This window comes from Mesorhizobium sp. WSM3626, assembly GCF_000513935.1.
GTDB lineage: Bacteria > Pseudomonadota > Alphaproteobacteria > Rhizobiales > Rhizobiaceae > Mesorhizobium > Mesorhizobium salmacidum.
The window spans coordinates 80,884-99,240 of sequence record NZ_AZUY01000003.1 but is presented as its reverse complement, the minus strand read 5'-3'; the positions used below and the strand labels follow the sequence as shown (position 1 = coordinate 99,240).

Annotated in this window: 18 protein-coding genes; all 18 read left to right on the top strand. The window is 62.9% G+C overall.

Features of this window, described 5'->3' with window-relative positions:
- Positions 1-71 precede the first annotated feature (71 nt).
- The 18 genes from miaB to corA all read left to right on the top strand — a co-directional run bounded on the left by miaB (position 72) and on the right by corA (position 18,294).
- The gene (miaB, locus tag M653_RS0103495) at positions 72-1,481 is read left to right on the top strand and encodes a tRNA (N6-isopentenyl adenosine(37)-C2)-methylthiotransferase MiaB (protein ID WP_027142046.1); all 1,410 of its coding nucleotides are present in this window, start codon (positions 72-74) and stop codon (positions 1,479-1,481) included.
- Positions 1,482-1,564: 83 nt separating this feature from the next.
- Entirely contained in the window at positions 1,565-2,557 is a 993-nt protein-coding gene (locus M653_RS0103490; protein ID WP_027142045.1) for a PhoH family protein, read from the top strand.
- Between the two features lie 17 nt (positions 2,558-2,574).
- Positions 2,575-3,081, top strand: coding sequence for an rRNA maturation RNase YbeY (gene ybeY, locus M653_RS0103485; RefSeq protein ID WP_027142044.1), 507 nt, complete (start codon positions 2,575-2,577; stop codon positions 3,079-3,081).
- 27 nt (positions 3,082-3,108) lie between these two features.
- Complete coding sequence (locus M653_RS0103480) at positions 3,109-4,203, top strand: hemolysin family protein (protein ID WP_027142043.1); 1,095 nt, start codon at positions 3,109-3,111, stop codon at positions 4,201-4,203.
- A 13-nt stretch (positions 4,204-4,216) separates the two neighbouring features.
- A complete protein-coding gene (locus M653_RS0103475) occupies positions 4,217-4,687 on the top strand; it encodes a VOC family protein (protein ID WP_027142042.1) in 471 nt (156 codons plus the stop codon).
- Between the two features lie 89 nt (positions 4,688-4,776).
- The gene (gene lnt / locus M653_RS0103470; RefSeq protein ID WP_027142041.1) at positions 4,777-6,369 is read left to right on the top strand and encodes an apolipoprotein N-acyltransferase; all 1,593 of its coding nucleotides are present in this window, start codon (positions 4,777-4,779) and stop codon (positions 6,367-6,369) included.
- A 137-nt stretch (positions 6,370-6,506) separates the two neighbouring features.
- On the top strand, positions 6,507-6,926 hold the full coding sequence (locus M653_RS0103465; protein ID WP_027142040.1) for a helix-turn-helix transcriptional regulator: 420 nt from the start codon (positions 6,507-6,509) through the stop codon (positions 6,924-6,926).
- A 168-nt stretch (positions 6,927-7,094) separates the two neighbouring features.
- Positions 7,095-8,360: a methionine adenosyltransferase gene (metK, locus tag M653_RS0103460; RefSeq protein WP_027142039.1), complete on the top strand. Its 1,266-nt coding sequence runs from the start codon at positions 7,095-7,097 to the stop codon at positions 8,358-8,360.
- A 24-nt stretch (positions 8,361-8,384) separates the two neighbouring features.
- Complete coding sequence (locus M653_RS0103455; RefSeq protein ID WP_027142038.1) at positions 8,385-9,086, top strand: tRNA (guanosine(46)-N(7))-methyltransferase TrmB; 702 nt, start codon at positions 8,385-8,387, stop codon at positions 9,084-9,086.
- Between the two features lie 356 nt (positions 9,087-9,442).
- Positions 9,443-10,090 carry a ribosome maturation factor RimP gene (rimP, locus tag M653_RS0103450; RefSeq protein ID WP_027142037.1) on the top strand — a complete coding sequence of 216 codons (648 nt, stop codon included), beginning with the start codon at positions 9,443-9,445 and terminating at the stop codon, positions 10,088-10,090.
- A 49-nt stretch (positions 10,091-10,139) separates the two neighbouring features.
- Entirely contained in the window at positions 10,140-11,735 is a 1,596-nt protein-coding gene (gene nusA / locus M653_RS0103445) for a transcription termination factor NusA (RefSeq protein WP_027142036.1), read from the top strand.
- A gap of 38 nt (positions 11,736-11,773) precedes the next feature.
- Positions 11,774-12,424, top strand: coding sequence for an RNA-binding protein (locus M653_RS0103440; RefSeq protein ID WP_013891268.1), 651 nt, complete (start codon positions 11,774-11,776; stop codon positions 12,422-12,424).
- On the top strand, positions 12,421-14,997 hold the full coding sequence (gene infB, locus M653_RS0103435; protein ID WP_027142035.1) for a translation initiation factor IF-2: 2,577 nt from the start codon (positions 12,421-12,423) through the stop codon (positions 14,995-14,997). Before M653_RS0103440 ends, infB begins: the two co-directional genes overlap by 4 nt.
- Before the next feature lie 125 nt (positions 14,998-15,122).
- Positions 15,123-15,533 (top strand): 30S ribosome-binding factor RbfA, encoded by a 411-nt coding sequence (gene rbfA / locus M653_RS0103430; protein WP_027142034.1) that lies wholly within the window; start codon positions 15,123-15,125, stop codon positions 15,531-15,533.
- A complete protein-coding gene (gene truB / locus M653_RS0103425; RefSeq protein WP_027142033.1) occupies positions 15,533-16,513 on the top strand; it encodes a tRNA pseudouridine(55) synthase TruB in 981 nt (326 codons plus the stop codon). Before rbfA ends, truB begins: the two co-directional genes overlap by 1 nt.
- 116 nt (positions 16,514-16,629) lie before the next feature.
- Positions 16,630-16,857 (top strand): hypothetical protein, encoded by a 228-nt coding sequence (locus M653_RS0103420; RefSeq protein WP_027142032.1) that lies wholly within the window; start codon positions 16,630-16,632, stop codon positions 16,855-16,857.
- Entirely contained in the window at positions 16,836-17,147 is a 312-nt protein-coding gene (locus tag M653_RS1000000135265) for a type II toxin-antitoxin system RelE/ParE family toxin (RefSeq protein ID WP_348626225.1), read from the top strand. The genes M653_RS0103420 and M653_RS1000000135265 overlap by 22 nt, the downstream gene beginning before the upstream one ends.
- Before the next feature lie 52 nt (positions 17,148-17,199).
- Positions 17,200-18,294: a magnesium/cobalt transporter CorA gene (gene corA / locus M653_RS0103415; protein ID WP_027142031.1), complete on the top strand. Its 1,095-nt coding sequence runs from the start codon at positions 17,200-17,202 to the stop codon at positions 18,292-18,294.
- The last annotated feature ends 63 nt before the right edge of the window (positions 18,295-18,357 follow it).

Here is an 18,357-nt window from a genome sequence, read left to right as displayed (position 1 = left end):
CCGGCATGCGCCAGCTGACGCATGCCAGAATCGTCTGTTTTTTGTCACGGAAAGGCGTTAGAAGCCGCCGGATGGACTTGAACACGATTGAAAGCGACGACATCGGCACCGTGGCCGGACAGCCGGCGGTGCGCACCACGGCAGCGAAGAAGGTCTTCATCAAGACCTATGGCTGCCAGATGAACGTCTATGATTCACAGCGCATGACCGATGCGCTGGTCGCCGACGGCTATACCGCGACCGATGCCATCGGCGAGGCCGATCTGGTGCTGCTCAACACCTGCCATATCAGGGAAAAAGCCGCCGAAAAGGTCTATTCGGAACTTGGCCGTATCCGTGACATGAAGGTCGAGCGCGCCAGCACCGGCCGCGAGATGCTGATCGGCGTCGCCGGCTGCGTGGCGCAGGCCGAGGGCGCCGAGATCATCCGCCGGTCGCCGGCCGTCGACCTGGTCATCGGGCCGCAGACCTATCACCGTCTGCCCGACGTGCTGGCCCGGGTTCGCGGCGGCGAGAAGATCGTCGAGACCGAATACGCCATCGAGGACAAATTCGAGCATCTGCCGCAGCCCAAGCGTGCCGAGGTGATCAAGCGCGGCGTCACCGCCTTCCTCACCGTCCAGGAAGGTTGCGACAAGTTCTGCACCTTCTGCGTCGTGCCTTATACCAGAGGTTCGGAAGTGTCGCGGCCGGTGGCGCAGATCGTCGCGGAGGCCGAGCGCCTGGCCGAGGCCGGGGTGCGTGAGGTGACGCTGCTCGGCCAGAACGTCAACGCTTGGCATGGCGAGGGCGAGAACGGTCAGGAATGGGGTCTCGGCCGCCTGCTGTTCAGGTTGTCTGAAATCCCCGGCCTGGCGCGGCTGCGCTATACCACCAGCCATCCGCGCGACATGGACGACGAACTGATCGCGGCGCACCGGGACCTGCCGTCGCTGATGCCCTATCTGCATCTGCCGGTGCAATCCGGCTCGGATCGCATTCTGAAGGCGATGAACCGCAGGCATACTGCGCGGGACTATCTGGCGCTGCTCGACCGCATCCGTGCTGCCCGTCCCGATATCGCGCTGTCGGGCGACTTCATCGTCGGTTTCCCCGGCGAGACGGAAACCGATTTCGAGGCGACGATGGAACTGGTGCGCCAGGTGAACTACGCCTCGGCCTTCTCGTTCAAATATTCGCCGCGCCCCGGCACGCCGGGCGCCGACATGCCCGACCACGTGCCGGAAGCGGTCAAGGATGAGCGCCTGCAGCGCCTGCAGGCACTGCTGTTGAAACAACAGCAGGATTTCGGCTTGAGTTTGGTCGGCAGCACCATAGATACATTGATCGAGAAGCCCGGCCGCCAGGCCGGCCAGAAGGTTGGTCGCTCGCCTTGGCTGCAGCCGGTTATTGTTGATGAAATGGCCGGCGAAATCGGTGACATTATCAAGGTGCGAATCACGAAGACGGGCCACAACAGCCTGTTCGCCGAATTGGCCTGAGGGTCTCGGCAGATGAGGAGAGACGGTTGAGCGCAGCGGAGCTGAAGAATCTGCCCCCGGTACCCGCATCCGGGGCTTCTGACATGGCGCACATCGTTCTGACTTTCGACAACAACAAGCTTGCCAGCGCCCTTTACGGCCAATTCGATGAAAACCTCGCCCGGCTGGAGCAGAAGCTCGGCGTCGACATCCGGTCGCGCGGCAACCAGTTGACCATCAAGGGGTCCGCTTCTGCCGCCGAACAGGCGCGCCGCGCCTTGGACAATCTCTACGGCATCCTGCAGAAGGGTGTCGATATCGGCCAGTCCGATGTCGACGGTGCCGTCCGCATGGCTGTCGCCGCCGATGATCAGCTCACGCTGCCGACATTGGAGCGCAAGGGCAAGGTCTCCGCCGCCCAGATCGCTACCCGCAAGAAGACCATCTATGCCCGCTCGCTGAACCAGGACGCCTATATGCGGGCGCTGGAGCGGTCCGAACTGGTGTTCGGCATCGGTCCGGCCGGCACCGGCAAGACCTATCTGGCGGTGGCGCATGCGGCGATGCTGCTCGAGCGCGGCATGGTCGAACGCATCATTTTGTCGCGACCGGCCGTCGAGGCCGGCGAACGGCTGGGCTTCCTGCCGGGTGACATGAAGGAGAAGGTCGATCCGTATCTGCGCCCGCTCTATGACGCGCTCTACGACATGATGCCGGCCGACAAGGTCGAGCGTGCGATTGCCGCCGAAGTGATCGAAATCGCGCCGCTTGCCTTCATGCGCGGCCGTACGCTGGCGCACGCCGCCGTCATTCTCGACGAGGCGCAGAACACCACGCCGATGCAGATGAAGATGTTTCTCACCCGTCTCGGCGAGAACTCGCGCATGATCGTCACCGGCGATCCCACCCAGATCGATCTTCCCCCGAGCACCAAATCAGGCCTGGTCGAAGCCTTGCGTGTGCTCGACGGTGTGGCAGGCGCGGTAACCGTGCGCTTCAACGACGTCGACGTCGTTCGCCATCCGCTGGTGGCCGAAATCGTCAGGGCCTATGACCGGGACACCAAGCTGGCTCGTGGCCTTGGCGCCGAGAATTGATGTGACGATGCGGCCTCATGCCTGAGGACAGCACATCCGGCGGCGGGAGCTTTCCGGTTCCCGTCGAGATCGATATATCGATTGAGGCGGGCGACTGGCCCGATGAAGCAAGCCTGACGCGGCTGGTCGATCGCGCGGTTGACGCCGCCTTCGCCGAGACGGGTGTGACGGGTCGTTCCGAACTCAGCATTGTTTTTTCCGACGATGCCCATATCCGTACCTTGAATGCGGACTGGCGCGGCAAGGACAAGCCCACTAACGTCTTGTCTTTCCCGGCTTTTCCGCATGTGAAAGGTGGTCCGCTGCCGCCGATGCTCGGCGACATCGTGCTTGCCGCCGAAACCGTGGCGCGCGAGGCGGCACTGGAAGACATGCCGCTGGAGAACCATATCTGCCATCTCCTCATCCATGGCCTGCTGCATCTCATGGGTCATGATCACGAGACCGACGCCGAGGCCGAGGAGATGGAAGCCATCGAGCGCGCCGCGCTTGCAAGGCTTGCCATTCGCGATCCCTACGCGTAACTAAAAAGATCAATTGACCGGACGACGATGAACGACAAACCAGAGACTGCCGCCCGCCCCGATGCCGGCAGTGCGATCAAGGCTTCCGATACGTCGGAAGAGGGATCAAGTCCCAGTACCGTTACCGCTGGTGTCGCCAACACCGGCAGCGCCGCCACCGGCCCGTCGCCTGCCGGTCCCTCCCTGTTCAACCGCGTGCTGGGCCTGTTCCGGCAACGCAACGGCACCAGCCTGCGCGAGGAGATCGCCGGCGCGCTCGCCGAAACGACAAGCGATGTCGAATCCTTCTCGCCTGGCGAACGTGCCATGCTCAACAACATCCTGCGCCTGCGCGAAGTGCGCGTCGAGGACGTCATGGTGCCGCGCGCCGATATCGAGGCGGTCGAGATCGCCACGACGCTTGGTGACTTGCTTGGCATGTTCGAACAATCCGGCCATTCCCGCATGCCGGTCTATTCCGAGACGCTCGACGACCCGCGCGGCATGGTCCATATCCGCGACGTGCTGGCCCATATCACCAAGATTGCGCGCGTCAGGAAGGGCCGCACGACCCGCAAAACGCCCGTCGCCACGGTTCTCGATCTTGCCCAGGTCGACCTCGCACGCACCATCGGGGAGCTCAACCTGATCCGTCAGGTCCTGTTCGTGCCGCCGTCGATGCTTGCTTCCGACCTGATGGGCCGCATGCAGACGACGCGCACGCAAATGGCCCTGGTCATCGACGAATATGGCGGCACGGACGGCCTCGTCTCGCTCGAGGACATCGTCGAGATGGTGGTCGGCGACATCGAGGACGAGCACGACGACGACGAGCCGATGATCACTCAGACCGGTGACGGCGTGTTCATCGTCGACGGCAAGGCCGAGATCGACGAGGTCGCCAAGATGATCGGCGAGGATTTCGCCGCGGGTGAACATGGCGAATATGTGGCCACCATTGGCGGCATGATCTTCAACACGCTCGGCCGCGTGCCGGCGCGCGGCGAGGTGGTGCAGGCCATTCCCGGCTTCGAGTTCCATGTGCTCGACGCCGATCCGCGCCGCGTCAAGCGTGTCCGCATCGTGCAGAGCCAGAAGGGCGAGCGCCGCCGGCGCGCCACGGCGCGCACCGAACAGGCCTGAAAAGCTCCGCGCCATGACGGTCGAGGATCCGTTCGAGCATCCGGTCCTCGGTTCTGGCGTATTCTACCGCGACCCGCGTGCGGCGCTGGATTGGCTCGAAGCGGCCTTCGGCTTCGAGCGCAGCATGGTGGTCAGCGATGCCGATAGAAAACTGGTCCATGCCGAGATGCGGTTCGGGGATGGCTACATCATCGTCGATTCCGAATGGGCCGATCACGTCCCGAGCCCCGCATCGGTCGGCGGCAAGAACACGCAGTCGGTCTATATCAGGCTGAGAGACGGCCTGGATGCACATTGCGAGCAAGCCCGCGCGGCCGGTGCTGCCATAATCCAGGAGCCGGCGGACCAGTTCTACGGCGAACGCCAGTATCGGGCGCGCGATCCTGAAGGCCATATCTGGACGTTCACGCAATCAATCCGTTCTGTTTCCCGTGAAGAGGCCGAGCGATTGGGTGGCTTGCGCATCGAAGGCTGGCACCGGTAGAGCGCAGCCGGGTGGTGGCGCCGGCGTTTGGATTGCAGGCCGCGGCCTGATAAATCTTGCGTCCTGATTCTCGCGACTCGGAAGTATTCATGGTGCGCCTTGCCGGTCGGATAATTCTGCTCTGGGGCTGGCGCCGCGCGCTGGTGGCCTTTTTGGCCGGAGCGCTGGCGGTGCTGGGCCAGGCGCCCTACGATTTCTTCGCCGCCTGTTTCATTTCGTTTCCGGTGCTGGTCTGGCTGCTCGATGGCGCGACTGGCGAAGCCTCCGGCAGCCTGTTGCGGCGGCTGCGGCCGGCCTTCGCCGTCGGCTGGTGGTTCGGCTTCGGCTATTTCCTCGCCGGCCTCTGGTGGATCGGCTCGGCGCTGCTGGTCGAGGCCGACGACTTTGCCTGGGCGCTTCCCTTCGCTGTGGTAGGCATTCCTTTCGCGCTCGCATTTTTCTATGGCTTCGCGACGATGGTCGCCAAGCTCCTGTGGAGCAGCGATATCGGCCGTATCGCCGCCCTTGCCTTCGGTTTTGCGCTGGCGGAGTGGCTGCGCGGCTTCCTGTTCACCGGTTTTCCCTGGAATGCCGTCGGTTACGCGGCGATGCCTGTACCTATTTTGATGCAGAGCGTCTCGGTGACCGGCATGATCGGCATGAACGCGCTCGCGGTCTTCCTTTTCGCACTGCCGGCGCTGCTGGCGACGCGCCGGCATCTTCGGCTGGGCGCCACGCTGTTTGTCATACTCGCCGCAGCCCATGTCGGCTTTGGCTATGTCAGGCTCACGGCCCCCGAAAAGCCGGCGACGCGCAGTCTCGATGTCCGCATCGTCCAGCCGGCCGTCGACCTGTCGGAAAAATGGAACGCCTCGGTGCGCGACCGCATCTTCGCCACCTTGCTGGGCCTGTCCGCCAAGGCTCCGGACCCAGGTCACGAAAAACCGCAGCTGATTCTCTGGCCGGAAACCTCGGTGCCGTTCCTTTTCACCGAGCGCCCCGATGCCTTGACGGCGCTGGGCGACATGCTGGGCGACGGCCAGATGCTGATCGCCGGCGTCGTGCGTGAAGAGGGCGGCTCGGCAGCCAGCACCGACAGCCGCTACTACAACTCCGTTGTGGCGATCAACGACAAGGGCGAAATCGCCGATGCCGTGGACAAGGTCCATCTGGTGCCGTTCGGCGAGTACCTGCCTTTTGCCGACCTGCTCGGCCGTTTCGGCATCGAACAGCTCGTCGCCGGGCCGCTGACGTTCACGGCCGGCAACGAGCGCCATCCCATCGCGCTGCCGGGCGGCATTCGTGCCCTGCCATTTATCTGTTATGAGGTGATCTTTCCCGATCTGGTGGCAGTTGACGCTACGTCAGCGCAGCTTATTGTGAACGTTACCAATGATGCGTGGTTCGGCGACACGCCGGGACCGTATCAGCATTTCAGGCAGGCCCAGATTCGCGCGGTGGAGAACGGATTGCCCTTGTTGCGTGCTGCCAACAACGGCATCTCGGCCGTTGTCGACACGCATGGCCGCGTCGTCGATGCGCTGGCGATCGACGCGCGCGGGGTCATCGATGTGAAGGTGCCTGTTTCCGAACTGACGGTGATTTCGCCCTACCAGCGGCGCATTAACGGAATGCTGATCATGTTGCTGTTTGCGCTGGTAGGGCTGCTGTTGAACGTAAGGCAAAAGCTACGGGTGAATTGACAGTTGGCACATTAGAAACTCATACTGTACGGCCTGAAAATTTCTCGAAGCCGGTGGATCGTTCTGTTGGGGCAGTCGCCTCCGGCTTTGTTTGGGCAGGAAAAAACACAAAGCCGAAAAAATTCGGCGAGGAAAAAATGACAGAAGAAAACAAGAAGAAACCCAATCCCATCGATATTCACGTTGGAAGTCGGGTTCGGCTTCGCCGCAATATGCTCGGAATGAGCCAGGAAAAGCTGGGCGAGAATCTCGGCATCACGTTTCAGCAAATCCAGAAATATGAAAAGGGCACCAATCGCGTCGGTGCCAGCCGTCTGCAGGCGATAGCTTCGATACTCGGTGTGCCCGTCGCCTTCTTTTTCGAGGATGCGCCGGGCCAGGAGTTGACGGCCAACCGCGGCTTTGCCGAGGACAGCTCGATGGCTTTCGCGGTCGAATTCTGCGGCAGTCCCGAAGGGCTTCAGCTCAACCGGGCCTTTGTCAAGATCGCCGACGTCAAGGTGCGCCGCAGGATCATAGACCTGGTGAAATCGCTCGCCGAGGGCGATCTCGACTGATCGGCGATGCGCTTCGCACCGGCGGCGTGCACCGCCGGTGGCACAAGATATCGCTTCCGACATTCAGGCCAGACCCGCGGCAACGCTTGACGAGCAGCGCTCCGCCCCGCTAACACGTGGCGCGCCAAAATCGGCAGCCTGCCGATCGTTTTTCAAGAGGGGACACCCGTGACGCGGCAGAACTACTTCTTTACCTCGGAATCCGTTGCCGAGGGCCATCCCGACAAAGTCTGTGATAGGATCTCCGACGAAATTGTCGATCTGGTCTATCGCGAAGCCAAGAAGACCGGCATGGACCCGTGGAAAGTCCGTGTCGCCTGCGAGACGCTCGCGACCACCAACCGTGTCGTCATCGCCGGCGAGGTGCGCGTTCCCGAGACGCTCTTGAAGAAGGACAAGGCCGGCAACATCCTCAAGGACGCCGCGGGCCATCCAGTCGTCAATCCGGCCAAGTTCAAATCCGTCGCCCGCAAGGCGATCCGCGAGATCGGCTACGAGCAGGCCGGCTTCCACTGGAAGACGGCCAAGATCGAGGTCCTGCTGCATGGCCAGTCGCCTGATATCGGCCAGGGCGTGGACAACGCCGCCGACCGTCAGGGCGAGGAAGGTGCCGGCGACCAGGGCATCATGTTCGGCTATGCCTGCCGCGAGACGCCGGACCTGATGCCGGCGCCGATCTACTACAGCCACAAGATCCTTGAGCTTCTGGCCGCCGCCCGTCACGAAAACAACGGCGAGGCTGGCAAGCTCGGGCCTGACGCCAAGAGCCAGGTCACAGTCCGCTATGTCGACGGCAAGGCCGCGGAGGCGACGCAGATCGTGCTGTCGACCCAGCATCTCGATTCGAGCTGGGATTCCAAGAAGGTCCGCAAGGTTGTGGAACCCTATATCCGCGAGGCATTGGGCGACCTCAAGATCGCTGACGACTGCATGTGGTACATCAACCCGACCGGCAAGTTCGTCATCGGCGGTCCGGACGGCGATGCCGGCCTGACCGGCCGCAAGATCATCGTCGACACCTATGGCGGCGCGGCTCCCCATGGCGGCGGCGCCTTCTCCGGCAAGGACACCACCAAGGTCGACCGGTCGGCCGCCTATGCGGCGCGCTACCTGGCCAAGAACGTCGTGGCGGCGAAGCTCGCCGACCGCTGCACCATCCAGCTTTCCTATGCCATCGGCGTCGCCCAGCCGCTGTCGGTCTATGTCGACCTGCACGGCACCGGCAAGGTCGATGAGGCAAAGCTCGAGGACGCGCTGCGCACCGTGATGGACCTGTCGCCGTCAGGCATTCGCCGTCATCTCGATCTCAACAAGCCGATCTACGCCAAGACGTCGTCTTACGGCCATTTCGGCCGCAAGGCCGGCCGTGACGGGTCTTTCTCCTGGGAAAAGACCGATCTCGCCAAGGCGCTCAAGGATGCTGTCGCGGCCTGATTGCCACGACACCCACGCGACCAGATGAGCCAGCAAGACAGGCCAAGCCGTACGACCGAAGCCTTCTTCGGCCGTCGGCGCGGCAAGCCCGTTCGCCCGCAGCAGGCGGCGGCGCTGGAAAGCGGCCTCGGCGCCTACCGGCTCGATCTGACGGCTGAAGCGCCGTCGGAATTGCGGACCTTGTTCAAAACCGGGGTTTCGGCGGTTCGGCTCGAGATCGGCTTTGGTGGCGGTGAACATCTTCTGCACCGCGCGACCGAGGCGCCGACGATCGGCTTCATCGGCGTAGAACCGTTCGTCAACGGCATGGCCAAGATGATGATGGCGGTGCGGGCAGCGCCGCTGGCCAATCTCAGGGTCTACGACGACGACGCCACCCAGTTGCTTGACTGGCTGCCGCCGGCCTCGCTCGACGGCATCGACCTTCTCTATCCCGATCCCTGGCCGAAGAAGAAGCACTGGAAGCGGCGTTTCGTCAGCCCGGTCAATCTCGACCGTTTCGCGCGCGTCCTGAAGCCGGGCTCGAAATTCCGCTTCGCGTCCGATATCGACACTTATGTGAACTGGACCTTGCTGCATTGCCGGGCGCATGGCGCCTTCGCATGGCAGGCGGATGAGGCGGCGGACTGGCATCGCTCCTATGAGGGCTGGCCCGGCACGCGCTACGAGGCCAAGGCCATTCGCGAGGGTCGCCGGCCGGCCTATCTTACCTTCATCAGGACGTAAGCCCGCCCGACCGGCAACGGCCGCAGCAACTTGCCGGGAGCCGGGATCATCGATAAATCGCCGCGATCCCAGCGGCTCAATACATCCCGAACTTCTGCATTCTCCGGCCCTGTAGCCATGCTGTCCGTGCCATCCCCCAGCTCCATTGGCTGGGGATGAAAACCGGACAACTCATGTGCTACCTGATCCGGACAATTCATGTGCTTACGACAGGCCGGCACTGCGGACTTGAAACACCAGCCCGGATCGTTTATATCGACCTCAAATTCTTGGTCGGGATGACGAAGAGTGGGTCCACCCGGTCCCGCTCTTTTTTATTACCTGCCGATGGGTTCGAAACGAACAACAGGCAATCGATGACTGCAACGGCAAGCGAAGGTGACGACCGCATCATCCGCGAAAGCGGCATCGATGCGCGCATTGCGCTGATCGTCCAGCCGGTGCTGCGCGGCATCGGTTTTCGCCTCGTGCGCGTGCATCTGTCCGGCCAGAACGGGCTGACGCTGCAGATCATGGCCGAGCGTGAGGACGGCACCATGACCGTCGAGGATTGCGAAGAGGTCAGCCGCGCGGTGTCGCCGGCGCTCGACGTCGATGATCCGATCGAAAAGGCATATCATCTCGAAGTTTCGTCGCCCGGCATCGACCGGCCCTTGGTGCGCAAATCGGATTTCGTGACCTGGACCGGTCATCTGGTGAAGATGGAGACATCGGTCGTCGTCGCTGACCGCAAGCGTTTCAAGGGCAAGATCGCCGAGGCCGGTGAGAACGACGTGCTGATCGAGCGCGACAAGGCGGCCTATGGTGAGGAGCCGTCGGTGCGCGTGCCCTATGACACCATTGCCGATGTCCGGCTGATCCTGACCGACGACCTCATTCGCGAAGCGTTGTCGAAGGACAACAGGGCGCGCAAGGAAGCCAAGAGACGCCGCGGTGAACCGGACGACGATGTGTCCGAGGGTGCGGAACCGGACGCCACGGAAGAACACGAACAGGAAATTTGATTGAGCTGCCGGGCGCAAAGGTCCGGCGAACAGGCTCGGGAGAAAGAACATGGTTGTAAGCGCCAACAGACTTGAACTGCTGCAGATTGCCGATGCGGTCGCGCGTGAAAAGTCCATCGACAAGTCGATCGTCATCGCCGCCATGGCCGATGCGATCCAGAAGGCGGCACGCTCGCGTTATGGCCAGGAGACCAACATCCGCGCCGACATCAACCCGAACACCGGCGAGATGAAGCTGCAGCGGCTGATGGAAGTGGTCGAGAAAGTGGACGACTACGCCACCCAGATCGCCATTTCCTCGGCCCGTGAGCGTAATCCCGATGCCCAGCTCGGCGATTTCATCGCCGAACAGCTGCCGCCGATGGATTTCGGCCGTATCGCCGCCCAGTCGGCCAAGCAGGTCATCGTGCAGAAGGTGCGCGAGGCCGAGCGCGATCGCCAGTATGATGAGTACAAGGACCGTATCGGTGAGATCGTCAACGGCACCGTCAAGCGCGTCGAGTACGGCAACGTCATCGTCGACCTCGGCCGCGGCGAGGCGATCATCCGCCGCGACGAGCTGATCCCACGCGAAAACTACAAGTACGGCGACCGCGTCCGTGCCTATGTCTACGACGTGCGCCGCGAGCAGCGCGGCCCGCAGATATTCCTGTCGCGCACCCATCCGCAGTTCATGGCCAAGCTCTTCACCATGGAAGTGCCGGAGATCTATGACGGCATCATCGAGATCAAGTCGGTCGCCCGCGACCCGGGCTCTCGCGCCAAGATCGCCGTCATCTCGCGTGATAGCTCGATCGACCCGGTCGGCGCCTGCGTCGGTATGCGCGGCAGCCGCGTCCAAGCCGTCGTCGGCGAATTGCAGGGCGAGAAGATCGACATCATTCCGTGGTCGCCTTCGGCCGCCTCCTTCATCGTCAATGCACTGCAGCCGGCGGAAGTCGCCAAGGTCGTGCTCGACGAGGATGCGGAGCGCATCGAAGTGGTGGTTCCCGACGATCAGCTGTCGTTGGCCATCGGCCGCCGCGGCCAGAACGTGCGCCTTGCCTCGCAGCTCACCGGCTGGGACATCGACATCCTGACCGAGGCCGAGGAATCCGAGCGCCGTCAGAAGGAATTCGTCGAGCGCTCGGCGCTGTTCATGGAAGCGCTCGATGTCGACGAGATGGTCGGCCAGGTGCTGGCTTCCGAAGGCTTCACCAGCGTCGAGGAAGTCGCCTATGTCGATGCCGGCGAGATCGCCTCGATCGACGGTTTCGATGAGGATACCGCCTCTGAAATCCAGACCCGCGCCCGCGAGTATCTGGAGAAGATCGAGGCCGAGCACGACGAGAAGCGCAAGGCGCTGGGCGTTTCGGATGATCTGCGCGAAATCCCCGGCGTCACCACCGCCATGATGGTGACGCTCGGCGAGGACGGCGTGAAGACGATCGAGGATTTCGCCGGCTATGCCGCCGACGACCTCACCGGCTGGAAGGAACGCAAGGACGGCGAGACCAAGGTCTATCCCGGCGTGCTGGCCAATCACGGCGTTTCGCGCGCCGATGCCGAGCAGATGGTTCTGGCCGCTCGCCTCAAGGCCGGCTGGATCACCGAAGACGAGCTCGCGGCCGAAGAAGAAACGGCTGACGAAGCCGTTGGTGCGTGAGGTGAAACCGCATCGCACACAACCCGCCCTTGGACGAGATGAACGATCGCACCTGCATCGTCACCCGAAAACAGGCCGAACCGGATGAACTGATCCGGTTCGTCGTCGGCCCGGATTCGGCCGTCGTTCCCGATCTCAAGAGAAATCTGCCCGGCCGTGGTTGCTGGGTGAGTGCCGACCGCCTACATATCGAGAAGGCAGCGGCCAAGAACCTTTTTGCCCGCGCCTTTAAGGCACAGGTGGTCGTGCCGCCCGATCTCGGTGGCATGGTCGACGGGTTGCTCTCCAGATCCGCTCTGGGCATGCTGGGTCTTGCCCGCAAGGCAGGCGCGATTTCGCTCGGTGCTACCAAAGTCGAGAGCGCGGTGCGCGGTGGGCTGGCGCTTTTCGTGCTCCACGCCACCGAAGCGTCCGACGATGGCGTACGCAAGATCAGTCAGGCGCGGCGGGCGACCGTCCATATCGGCGGCCCTTCCATCCTTGCCTACAAACTTTTCTCCGAGGCCGAGTTGAGCTTGGCATTGGGGGGTACAAATGTGATACATGCTGCCGTCCTCGCGGGAGACGCGGGTAAGGCGGTCCAGAAGCGCATGGTTGCGCTCGACCGATATCGGGGCGGAACCCCGGACGATCTTGCAATGCTTGCGGCCGTTGCTGACGAAGATGATGCCGCAGAGGATATGGAATGAGCGATACGAAATCGGGCGACGACAAGACGTTGAGTGTTACACCGAAGAAGACCTTGACGCTGAAGCGCCCCGGCATGGAACAGGGCACTGTGCGCCAGAACTTCTCGCACGGCCGTACCAAGTCGGTCGTGGTCGAGACCAAGAAGCGCAAGTTCTCGCTGCCCGGCGACAAGCCGGAGCCGGCTGCGGCTCCGCCTGCGCCCGTCTTCACGCCGAAGCCGGCAGTCGTGGCGGCACCTGTCGTGCAGGAAGCGCCCAAGGCACCGCCCCCGCCGCCGCCTCCGGTCGAGCGCAGCGGCATGGTGCTGAACGAACTGTCGCGCAGCGAAATGGAAGCGCGCCGCAAGGCGCTCGAGGGCTCGAAGGTCCGCGAGGTCGAAGACCGTCAGCGCGCAGCCGACGAGGCCAAGCGCCGCGCCGAGGACGAGGAGCGCCGCAAGCGCGAACGCGAGGACTCCGCACGCCGCCAGGCCGAGGAAGAGGCCCGGTTGCAGACCGAGGCCGAATCGCGCCGTCGCGCCGAGGAAGAAGCACGCCGCCGCGCACCGCAAGCCGCTGAGTTGGCGACCGCCGACGAGGAGGAAGGGGCCAAGCCGAAGCGGGCGACCGCCGGTGCACCAGTGCGCCGCCTGGTCACGCCCGAAGTGGCACGCCCGGCCAAACCCACCAAGAGCGAGGAAGACCGCCGCCGTGGCAAGCTGACACTGAATTCCGCGTTGTCCGACGAGGATGCGCGGGCCCGTTCGCTGTCGTCGATGCGTCGCCGCCAGGAGAAATTCAAGCGCGCGATGCACAATGAGCCGCGCGAGAAGGTCATGCGCGAAGTGATCCTGCCCGAAACCATCACCATCCAGGAATTGGCGCAGCGCATGTCCGAGCGTGCTGTCGACCTGGTCAAGTACTTCATGAAGCAGGGCCAGATTCTGAAGCCGGGCGACGTCATCGACGCCGATACGGCCGAGCTGGTGGCCACCGAATTCGGCCACACGGTCCGCCGCGTCGCCGAGTCCGATATCGAGGAAGGCTTGTTCAATATCGCCGATCGTCCGGAAGACCTCGTGTCGCGTCCGCCGGTCGTCACCATCATGGGCCACGTCGACCACGGCAAGACGTCGCTGCTCGATGCGATCCGCAACGCCAATGTCGTTTCCGGCGAGGCCGGCGGCATCACCCAGCATATCGGCGCCTATCAGGTCGAGAAGAACGGTCAGAAGATCACCTTCATCGACACGCCCGGCCACGCCGCATTCACGGCGATGCGCGCCCGTGGAGCCCAGGCCACCGACATCGCCATCCTGGTGGTGGCGGCCGACGACAGCGTCATGCCACAGACGATCGAATCGATCAGCCATGCCAAGGCTGCCGGCGTTCCGATCATCGTGGCGATCAACAAGATCGACAAGCATGATGCCGATCCGCAGAAAGTGCGCTCGGAACTCTTGCGTCATGAAGTCTTCGTCGAATCGATGGGCGGTGAAGTGCTGGACGTCGAGGTGTCGGCGACCAAGGGCACCAATCTCGACAAGTTGCTCGAAGCGATCCTGCTGCAGGCCGAAATCCTCGACCTCAAGGCCAACCCCGACCGCACCGCCGAGGGTGTCGTCATCGAAGCGCAGCTCGACAAGGGCCGTGGTCCCGTCGCCACCGTGCTGGTGCAGACCGGCACCTTGATGCCGGGCGACATCCTTGTCGCCGGCAACGAATGGGGTCGCGTGCGCGCGCTGGTCAACGATCGCGGCGATCAGATCAAGGAAGCGCCGCCGGCAATGCCGGTCGAGGTGCTCGGCCTTCAGGGAACCCCGCAGGCCGGCGACCGCTTCGCCGTGGTCAACAACGAAGCCCGTGCCCGCGAGATCACCGAATATCGCCAGCGTCTGGCGCGCGAGAAGGCGGTGGCCAGGCATGCCGGCCAGCGCGGCTCGCTCGAACAGATGATGTCGCAGCTGCAGACGAGCGGGTTGAAGGAATTCCCGCTGGTCATCAAGGGCGACGTGCAGGGTTCGATCGAAGCGATCAATGCTGCCCTGGACAAACTCGGCACCGATGAAGTGCGTGCGCGCATCGTCCATTCCGGCGCCGGCGCCATCACCGAAAGCGACGTCTCGCTGGCGGAAACATCGGGTGCGGCGATCATCGGCTTCAACGTGCGCGCCAATGTGCAGGCGCGTGCCGCGGCCGCGGCCGCGGGCATCGAGATCCGCTACTACTCGATCATCTACAACCTGGTGGATGATGTGAAAGCGGCTCTGTCGGGCCTGTTGTCGCCGGAGCGTCGCGAGACCTTCATCGGCAATGCCGAGATCCTCGAAATCTTCGACATCACCAAGGTCGGCAAGATCGCCGGCTGCCGTGTCACCGAAGGCAAGGTCGAACGTGGCGCGGGCGTACGCCTGATCCGCGACAACGTCGTCATCCACGAAGGCACGCTGAAGACCCTGAAGCGTTTCAAGGACGAGGTTTCGGAAGTCCCTGGCGGCCAGGAGTGCGGTATGGCCTTCCAGAACTACGAGGACATGCGCGTCGGCGACGTCATCGAGTGCTTCCGCGTCGAGATGGTGACCCGCACACTCTGAGTTCGAGTGGCTCGTCGATACCGGGCGGTGGTCGAAAGACCGCCGCCTCAGTGCTATTGAGAATGACCGTTTGAGACATGCGGCACGGTCCCATCCCGCGCCTCACGCTTTCAGGATTGAGAAAAATGCCCCGTTCGACGACATCAAGTCCATCCCAGCGCATGCTGCGCGTCGGCGAGCAGGTGCGCCATGCGCTCTCCGAAACTTTGCAGCGTGGCGAGATCATCGACCCGTTGATTGAAAACTCGGTTGTTTCGGTCTCCGAAGTGCGCATGTCGCCCGATCTCAAGATCGCCACCGCCTTTGTTTCTCCGCTCGGCGCCAAGGACGCCGACGCGGTGATCGAGGCGCTGAACAAGCATGCCAAGTTCGTGCGCGGCCGCGTCTCCGGCGCGCTGAGGCAGATGAAGTACATGCCGGAATTCCGCTTCCGGCTGGATACGTCCTTCGACAATTTCGCCAGGATCAACGATCTGCTGAAATCCCCCGAAGTGGCGCGCGATCTGGATAGCGACGACAATAAGGAAGAAGAATAATGGCGCGTCGCGGCAAGAAAAAGGGCCGGCCGGTCTCCGGCTGGGTGGTCCTGGACAAGCCGGTCGGCATGGGCTCGACCGAGGCCGTGTCCAAGATCAAATGGCTGTTCCAGGCCGAAAAGGCCGGCCATGCCGGCACGCTCGACCCTCTTGCCTCCGGCATGCTGCCGATCGCGCTCGGCGAAGCCACCAAGACCGTGCCCTACGTGCAGGACGGCGCCAAGGTCTATCGTTTCACCGTTGCCTGGGGCGATGAGCGTTCCACCGACGATCTTGAAGGGCCGGTGACGAAGAGCTCCGAGCTGCGTCCGGCGGAAGCCGAGGTGCGGGCGCTGCTGCCGAAATACACCGGCGTCATCATGCAGACGCCGCCGCAATTCTCGGCCATCAAGATTGCGGGCGAGCGCGCCTACGACCTCGCCCGCGAAGGCGGGACGGTCGACATACCCGCGCGCGAGATCGAGATCGGCCGGCTCGATATTGTCGAGCACAAGCCGGACCGGACGATTTTCGAAGTCGAATGCGGCAAGGGCACGTATGTGCGTTCGCTGGCCCGCGACATGGGCCGCGACCTCGGCTGCTTCGGCCATATCAGCGAGCTGCGCCGGGTCGAGGTTGAGCCGTTCACGCCGGAGGACTTCGTCACCATCGCCGAACTCGAGGCCGCCCGCTTCGGCGCGCAAGGCGAGGACAAATCGGACCCGGAAGCAGATCCTGCTGACGCGGTGGAAGTGCCGATCGACTTCGGCGCCATCGACGGGCTTCTCGTCGACACGTCAGCGGCGCTCGACTGTCTGCCGCAGATCGCCATCAGCGATGACGCGGCGACAAAAATCCGCCTCGGCAATCCGGTCATCATCCGTGGCCGTGACGCACCGGTGGAGGCGGAAGAGGCCTGCGCGACGTCACGTGGCAAGCTGGTCGCCATCGGCGCCATCGAGCAAGGCATGTTCAAGCCCAAGCGGGTCTTTGCCGGGTGACCGGTCTGCTCTCCATGGCGGCATAGGCACGGAGCTTGCGGAACAGCGGATAGTGAAGGCGGTTCGCGAAGCTCGTTCTACTTTTCTTGTGTGCAGATTAAGTGCATAATCCGATCATGACAGACCTTCTTGAAAAAGCCGTTGCCGTGGCAAGGGTCCTTTCTCCGGCCATGCAAGATGAGATTGCTCGCGCCATGCTTATGCTTGCTGCCGAGGAGTCGGAGCCGGTGCCTTTGACGCCTGATGAGCGTGCGGCTATTGCGAGATCGCGATCGGCTGCCGCACGCGGTGAATTTGCAACCGACGATGAGGTGCGTGCTATGTGGGCCAAGTACGATCTGTGAAGGTTCGCTTCACCAGTCCGGCCCTTGCTGACCTGAAGAATATCATTGACCACATCAATGTTCACTCGCCGCGAGGCGCCCATCGTGTCCGGCTACGCATCAAGCTTTTGTTGGAGCGGATTGCGGGTCAGCCATTTCTTGGCAAACGAACGGACGATCCGGCCATCCGTCGTCTCGCAACCGTCCCCTATCCCTATCTAATTTTCTACGAAGCGGCTGACGAAGAAATCATCGTTCATGCCGTACGTCATGGTGCCCGAGACCCATCGTCCATGCCAGGTCAATCATAGGCATTCGATCATACGCATCTATGGCAACAAGCAGGTTTCGACGGGTGGTGGCATGGCGAAGGCCGAGGTGGTGAAAAAACGGGCGCCGGTGAAGACGAGGCGGCCGCCTGTCGGCGCCTCGCCGGGCACATTGATCGCCGATCCGGCGGCGCGGCGCTCCGAATTGCGGCTGACCCTGATCTCGCCGCAGAAGTTCAAGACGATCGACAATGCCAGCATCGACGATGTCGAGGCCAATTGCCGGAAATGGCCGGTCATCTGGCTTGACTGCACCGGCCTCGCCAACATCCAGTTGATCGAGGAGATCGGCCGCATCTTCAGCCTGCATCCGCTGGCGCTGGAGGATGTCGTCAATACCGGCCAGCGGCCGAAAGTCGACTTCTTCGAGGATCACGCCTTCGTCGTCATGCGCATGATCGACGAGGTCACGTCGCATCGCTACGAACAGATCGCTCTCTTCCTGGGCGAGAACTTCGTCGTCACCTTCCAGGAACGCGAGGGCGATCCGTTCAATCCGGTGCGCAAGCGCATCGAGAGTTCGGCGCCCAACCGGTTGCGCACGCGCGGCGCCGACTATCTCGCCTACGCGCTGATCGACGCCATCGTCGACAGCTATTTTCCGCCGATCGAGGCTGCCGGCGACCTTGTCGACAGCATCGAGGACCAGATGTTGCATTCGACGCACAAGCACCAGATGCGGCAGTTGCACGAATTGCGGCGCGATGCCAACGTCCTGAAAGGCGTGCTGTGGCCCATGCGCGATGCGCTGGCCACCCTGATCCGTAACGACGTGGCCTATGTTGGAGCCGAGACCAAGGTCTTCCTCAACGACACGCTCGACCATTCGCTCAGGCTGATCGAACTGGTCGAGACCCAGCGCGACATGCTGACCGGCCTGATCGAAATGCACCTGTCGCTAAGCCAGGCCCGCACCAACGACGTCATCTCCTATCTCACCATCGTCTCGGTCATCTTCATGCCGCTCACCTTCCTGGTTGGCATCTGGGGCATGAATTTCGACCCCGCGAGCTCGCCATGGAACATGCCGGAGCTGAAGGCGTACTACGGATATCCGTTGTCGCTGCTGTTCATGGCTGCCGTCGCTGTCGGGCTGATTGCATTCTTCAAATGGAAGAAATGGCTTTGACTGGGATTAAACCTGCCATTTGAGCGTCAAAAGCCGGCTTGTGAATTGGGCTGGTGTTTTTCG

Bases quoted from the DNA above. Each gene is read 5' to 3' on its own strand.
- M653_RS0103490 (WP_027142045.1), top strand. From the start codon at position 1,565: ATGGCGCACATCGTTCTGACTTTCGACAACAACAAGCTTGCCAGCGCC.
- corA (WP_027142031.1), top strand. From the start codon at position 17,200: ATGGCGAAGGCCGAGGTGGTGAAAAAACGGGCGCCGGTGAAGACGAGG.
- infB (WP_027142035.1), top strand. From the start codon at position 12,421: ATGAGCGATACGAAATCGGGCGACGACAAGACGTTGAGTGTTACACCG.
- M653_RS0103455 (WP_027142038.1), top strand. From the start codon at position 8,385: ATGAGCCAGCAAGACAGGCCAAGCCGTACGACCGAAGCCTTCTTCGGC.
- rbfA (WP_027142034.1), top strand. From the start codon at position 15,123: ATGCCCCGTTCGACGACATCAAGTCCATCCCAGCGCATGCTGCGCGTC.
- ybeY (WP_027142044.1), top strand. From the start codon at position 2,575: ATGCCTGAGGACAGCACATCCGGCGGCGGGAGCTTTCCGGTTCCCGTC.
- M653_RS0103420 (WP_027142032.1), top strand. From the start codon at position 16,630: ATGACAGACCTTCTTGAAAAAGCCGTTGCCGTGGCAAGGGTCCTTTCT.
- M653_RS0103465 (WP_027142040.1), top strand. From the start codon at position 6,507: ATGACAGAAGAAAACAAGAAGAAACCCAATCCCATCGATATTCACGTT.
- rimP (WP_027142037.1), top strand. From the start codon at position 9,443: ATGACTGCAACGGCAAGCGAAGGTGACGACCGCATCATCCGCGAAAGC.
- lnt (WP_027142041.1), top strand. From the start codon at position 4,777: ATGGTGCGCCTTGCCGGTCGGATAATTCTGCTCTGGGGCTGGCGCCGC.
- nusA (WP_027142036.1), top strand. From the start codon at position 10,140: ATGGTTGTAAGCGCCAACAGACTTGAACTGCTGCAGATTGCCGATGCG.
- M653_RS0103480 (WP_027142043.1), top strand. From the start codon at position 3,109: ATGAACGACAAACCAGAGACTGCCGCCCGCCCCGATGCCGGCAGTGCG.
- M653_RS0103475 (WP_027142042.1), top strand. From the start codon at position 4,217: ATGACGGTCGAGGATCCGTTCGAGCATCCGGTCCTCGGTTCTGGCGTA.
- M653_RS0103440 (WP_013891268.1), top strand. From the start codon at position 11,774: ATGAACGATCGCACCTGCATCGTCACCCGAAAACAGGCCGAACCGGAT.
- truB (WP_027142033.1), top strand. From the start codon at position 15,533: ATGGCGCGTCGCGGCAAGAAAAAGGGCCGGCCGGTCTCCGGCTGGGTG.
- miaB (WP_027142046.1), top strand. From the start codon at position 72: ATGGACTTGAACACGATTGAAAGCGACGACATCGGCACCGTGGCCGGA.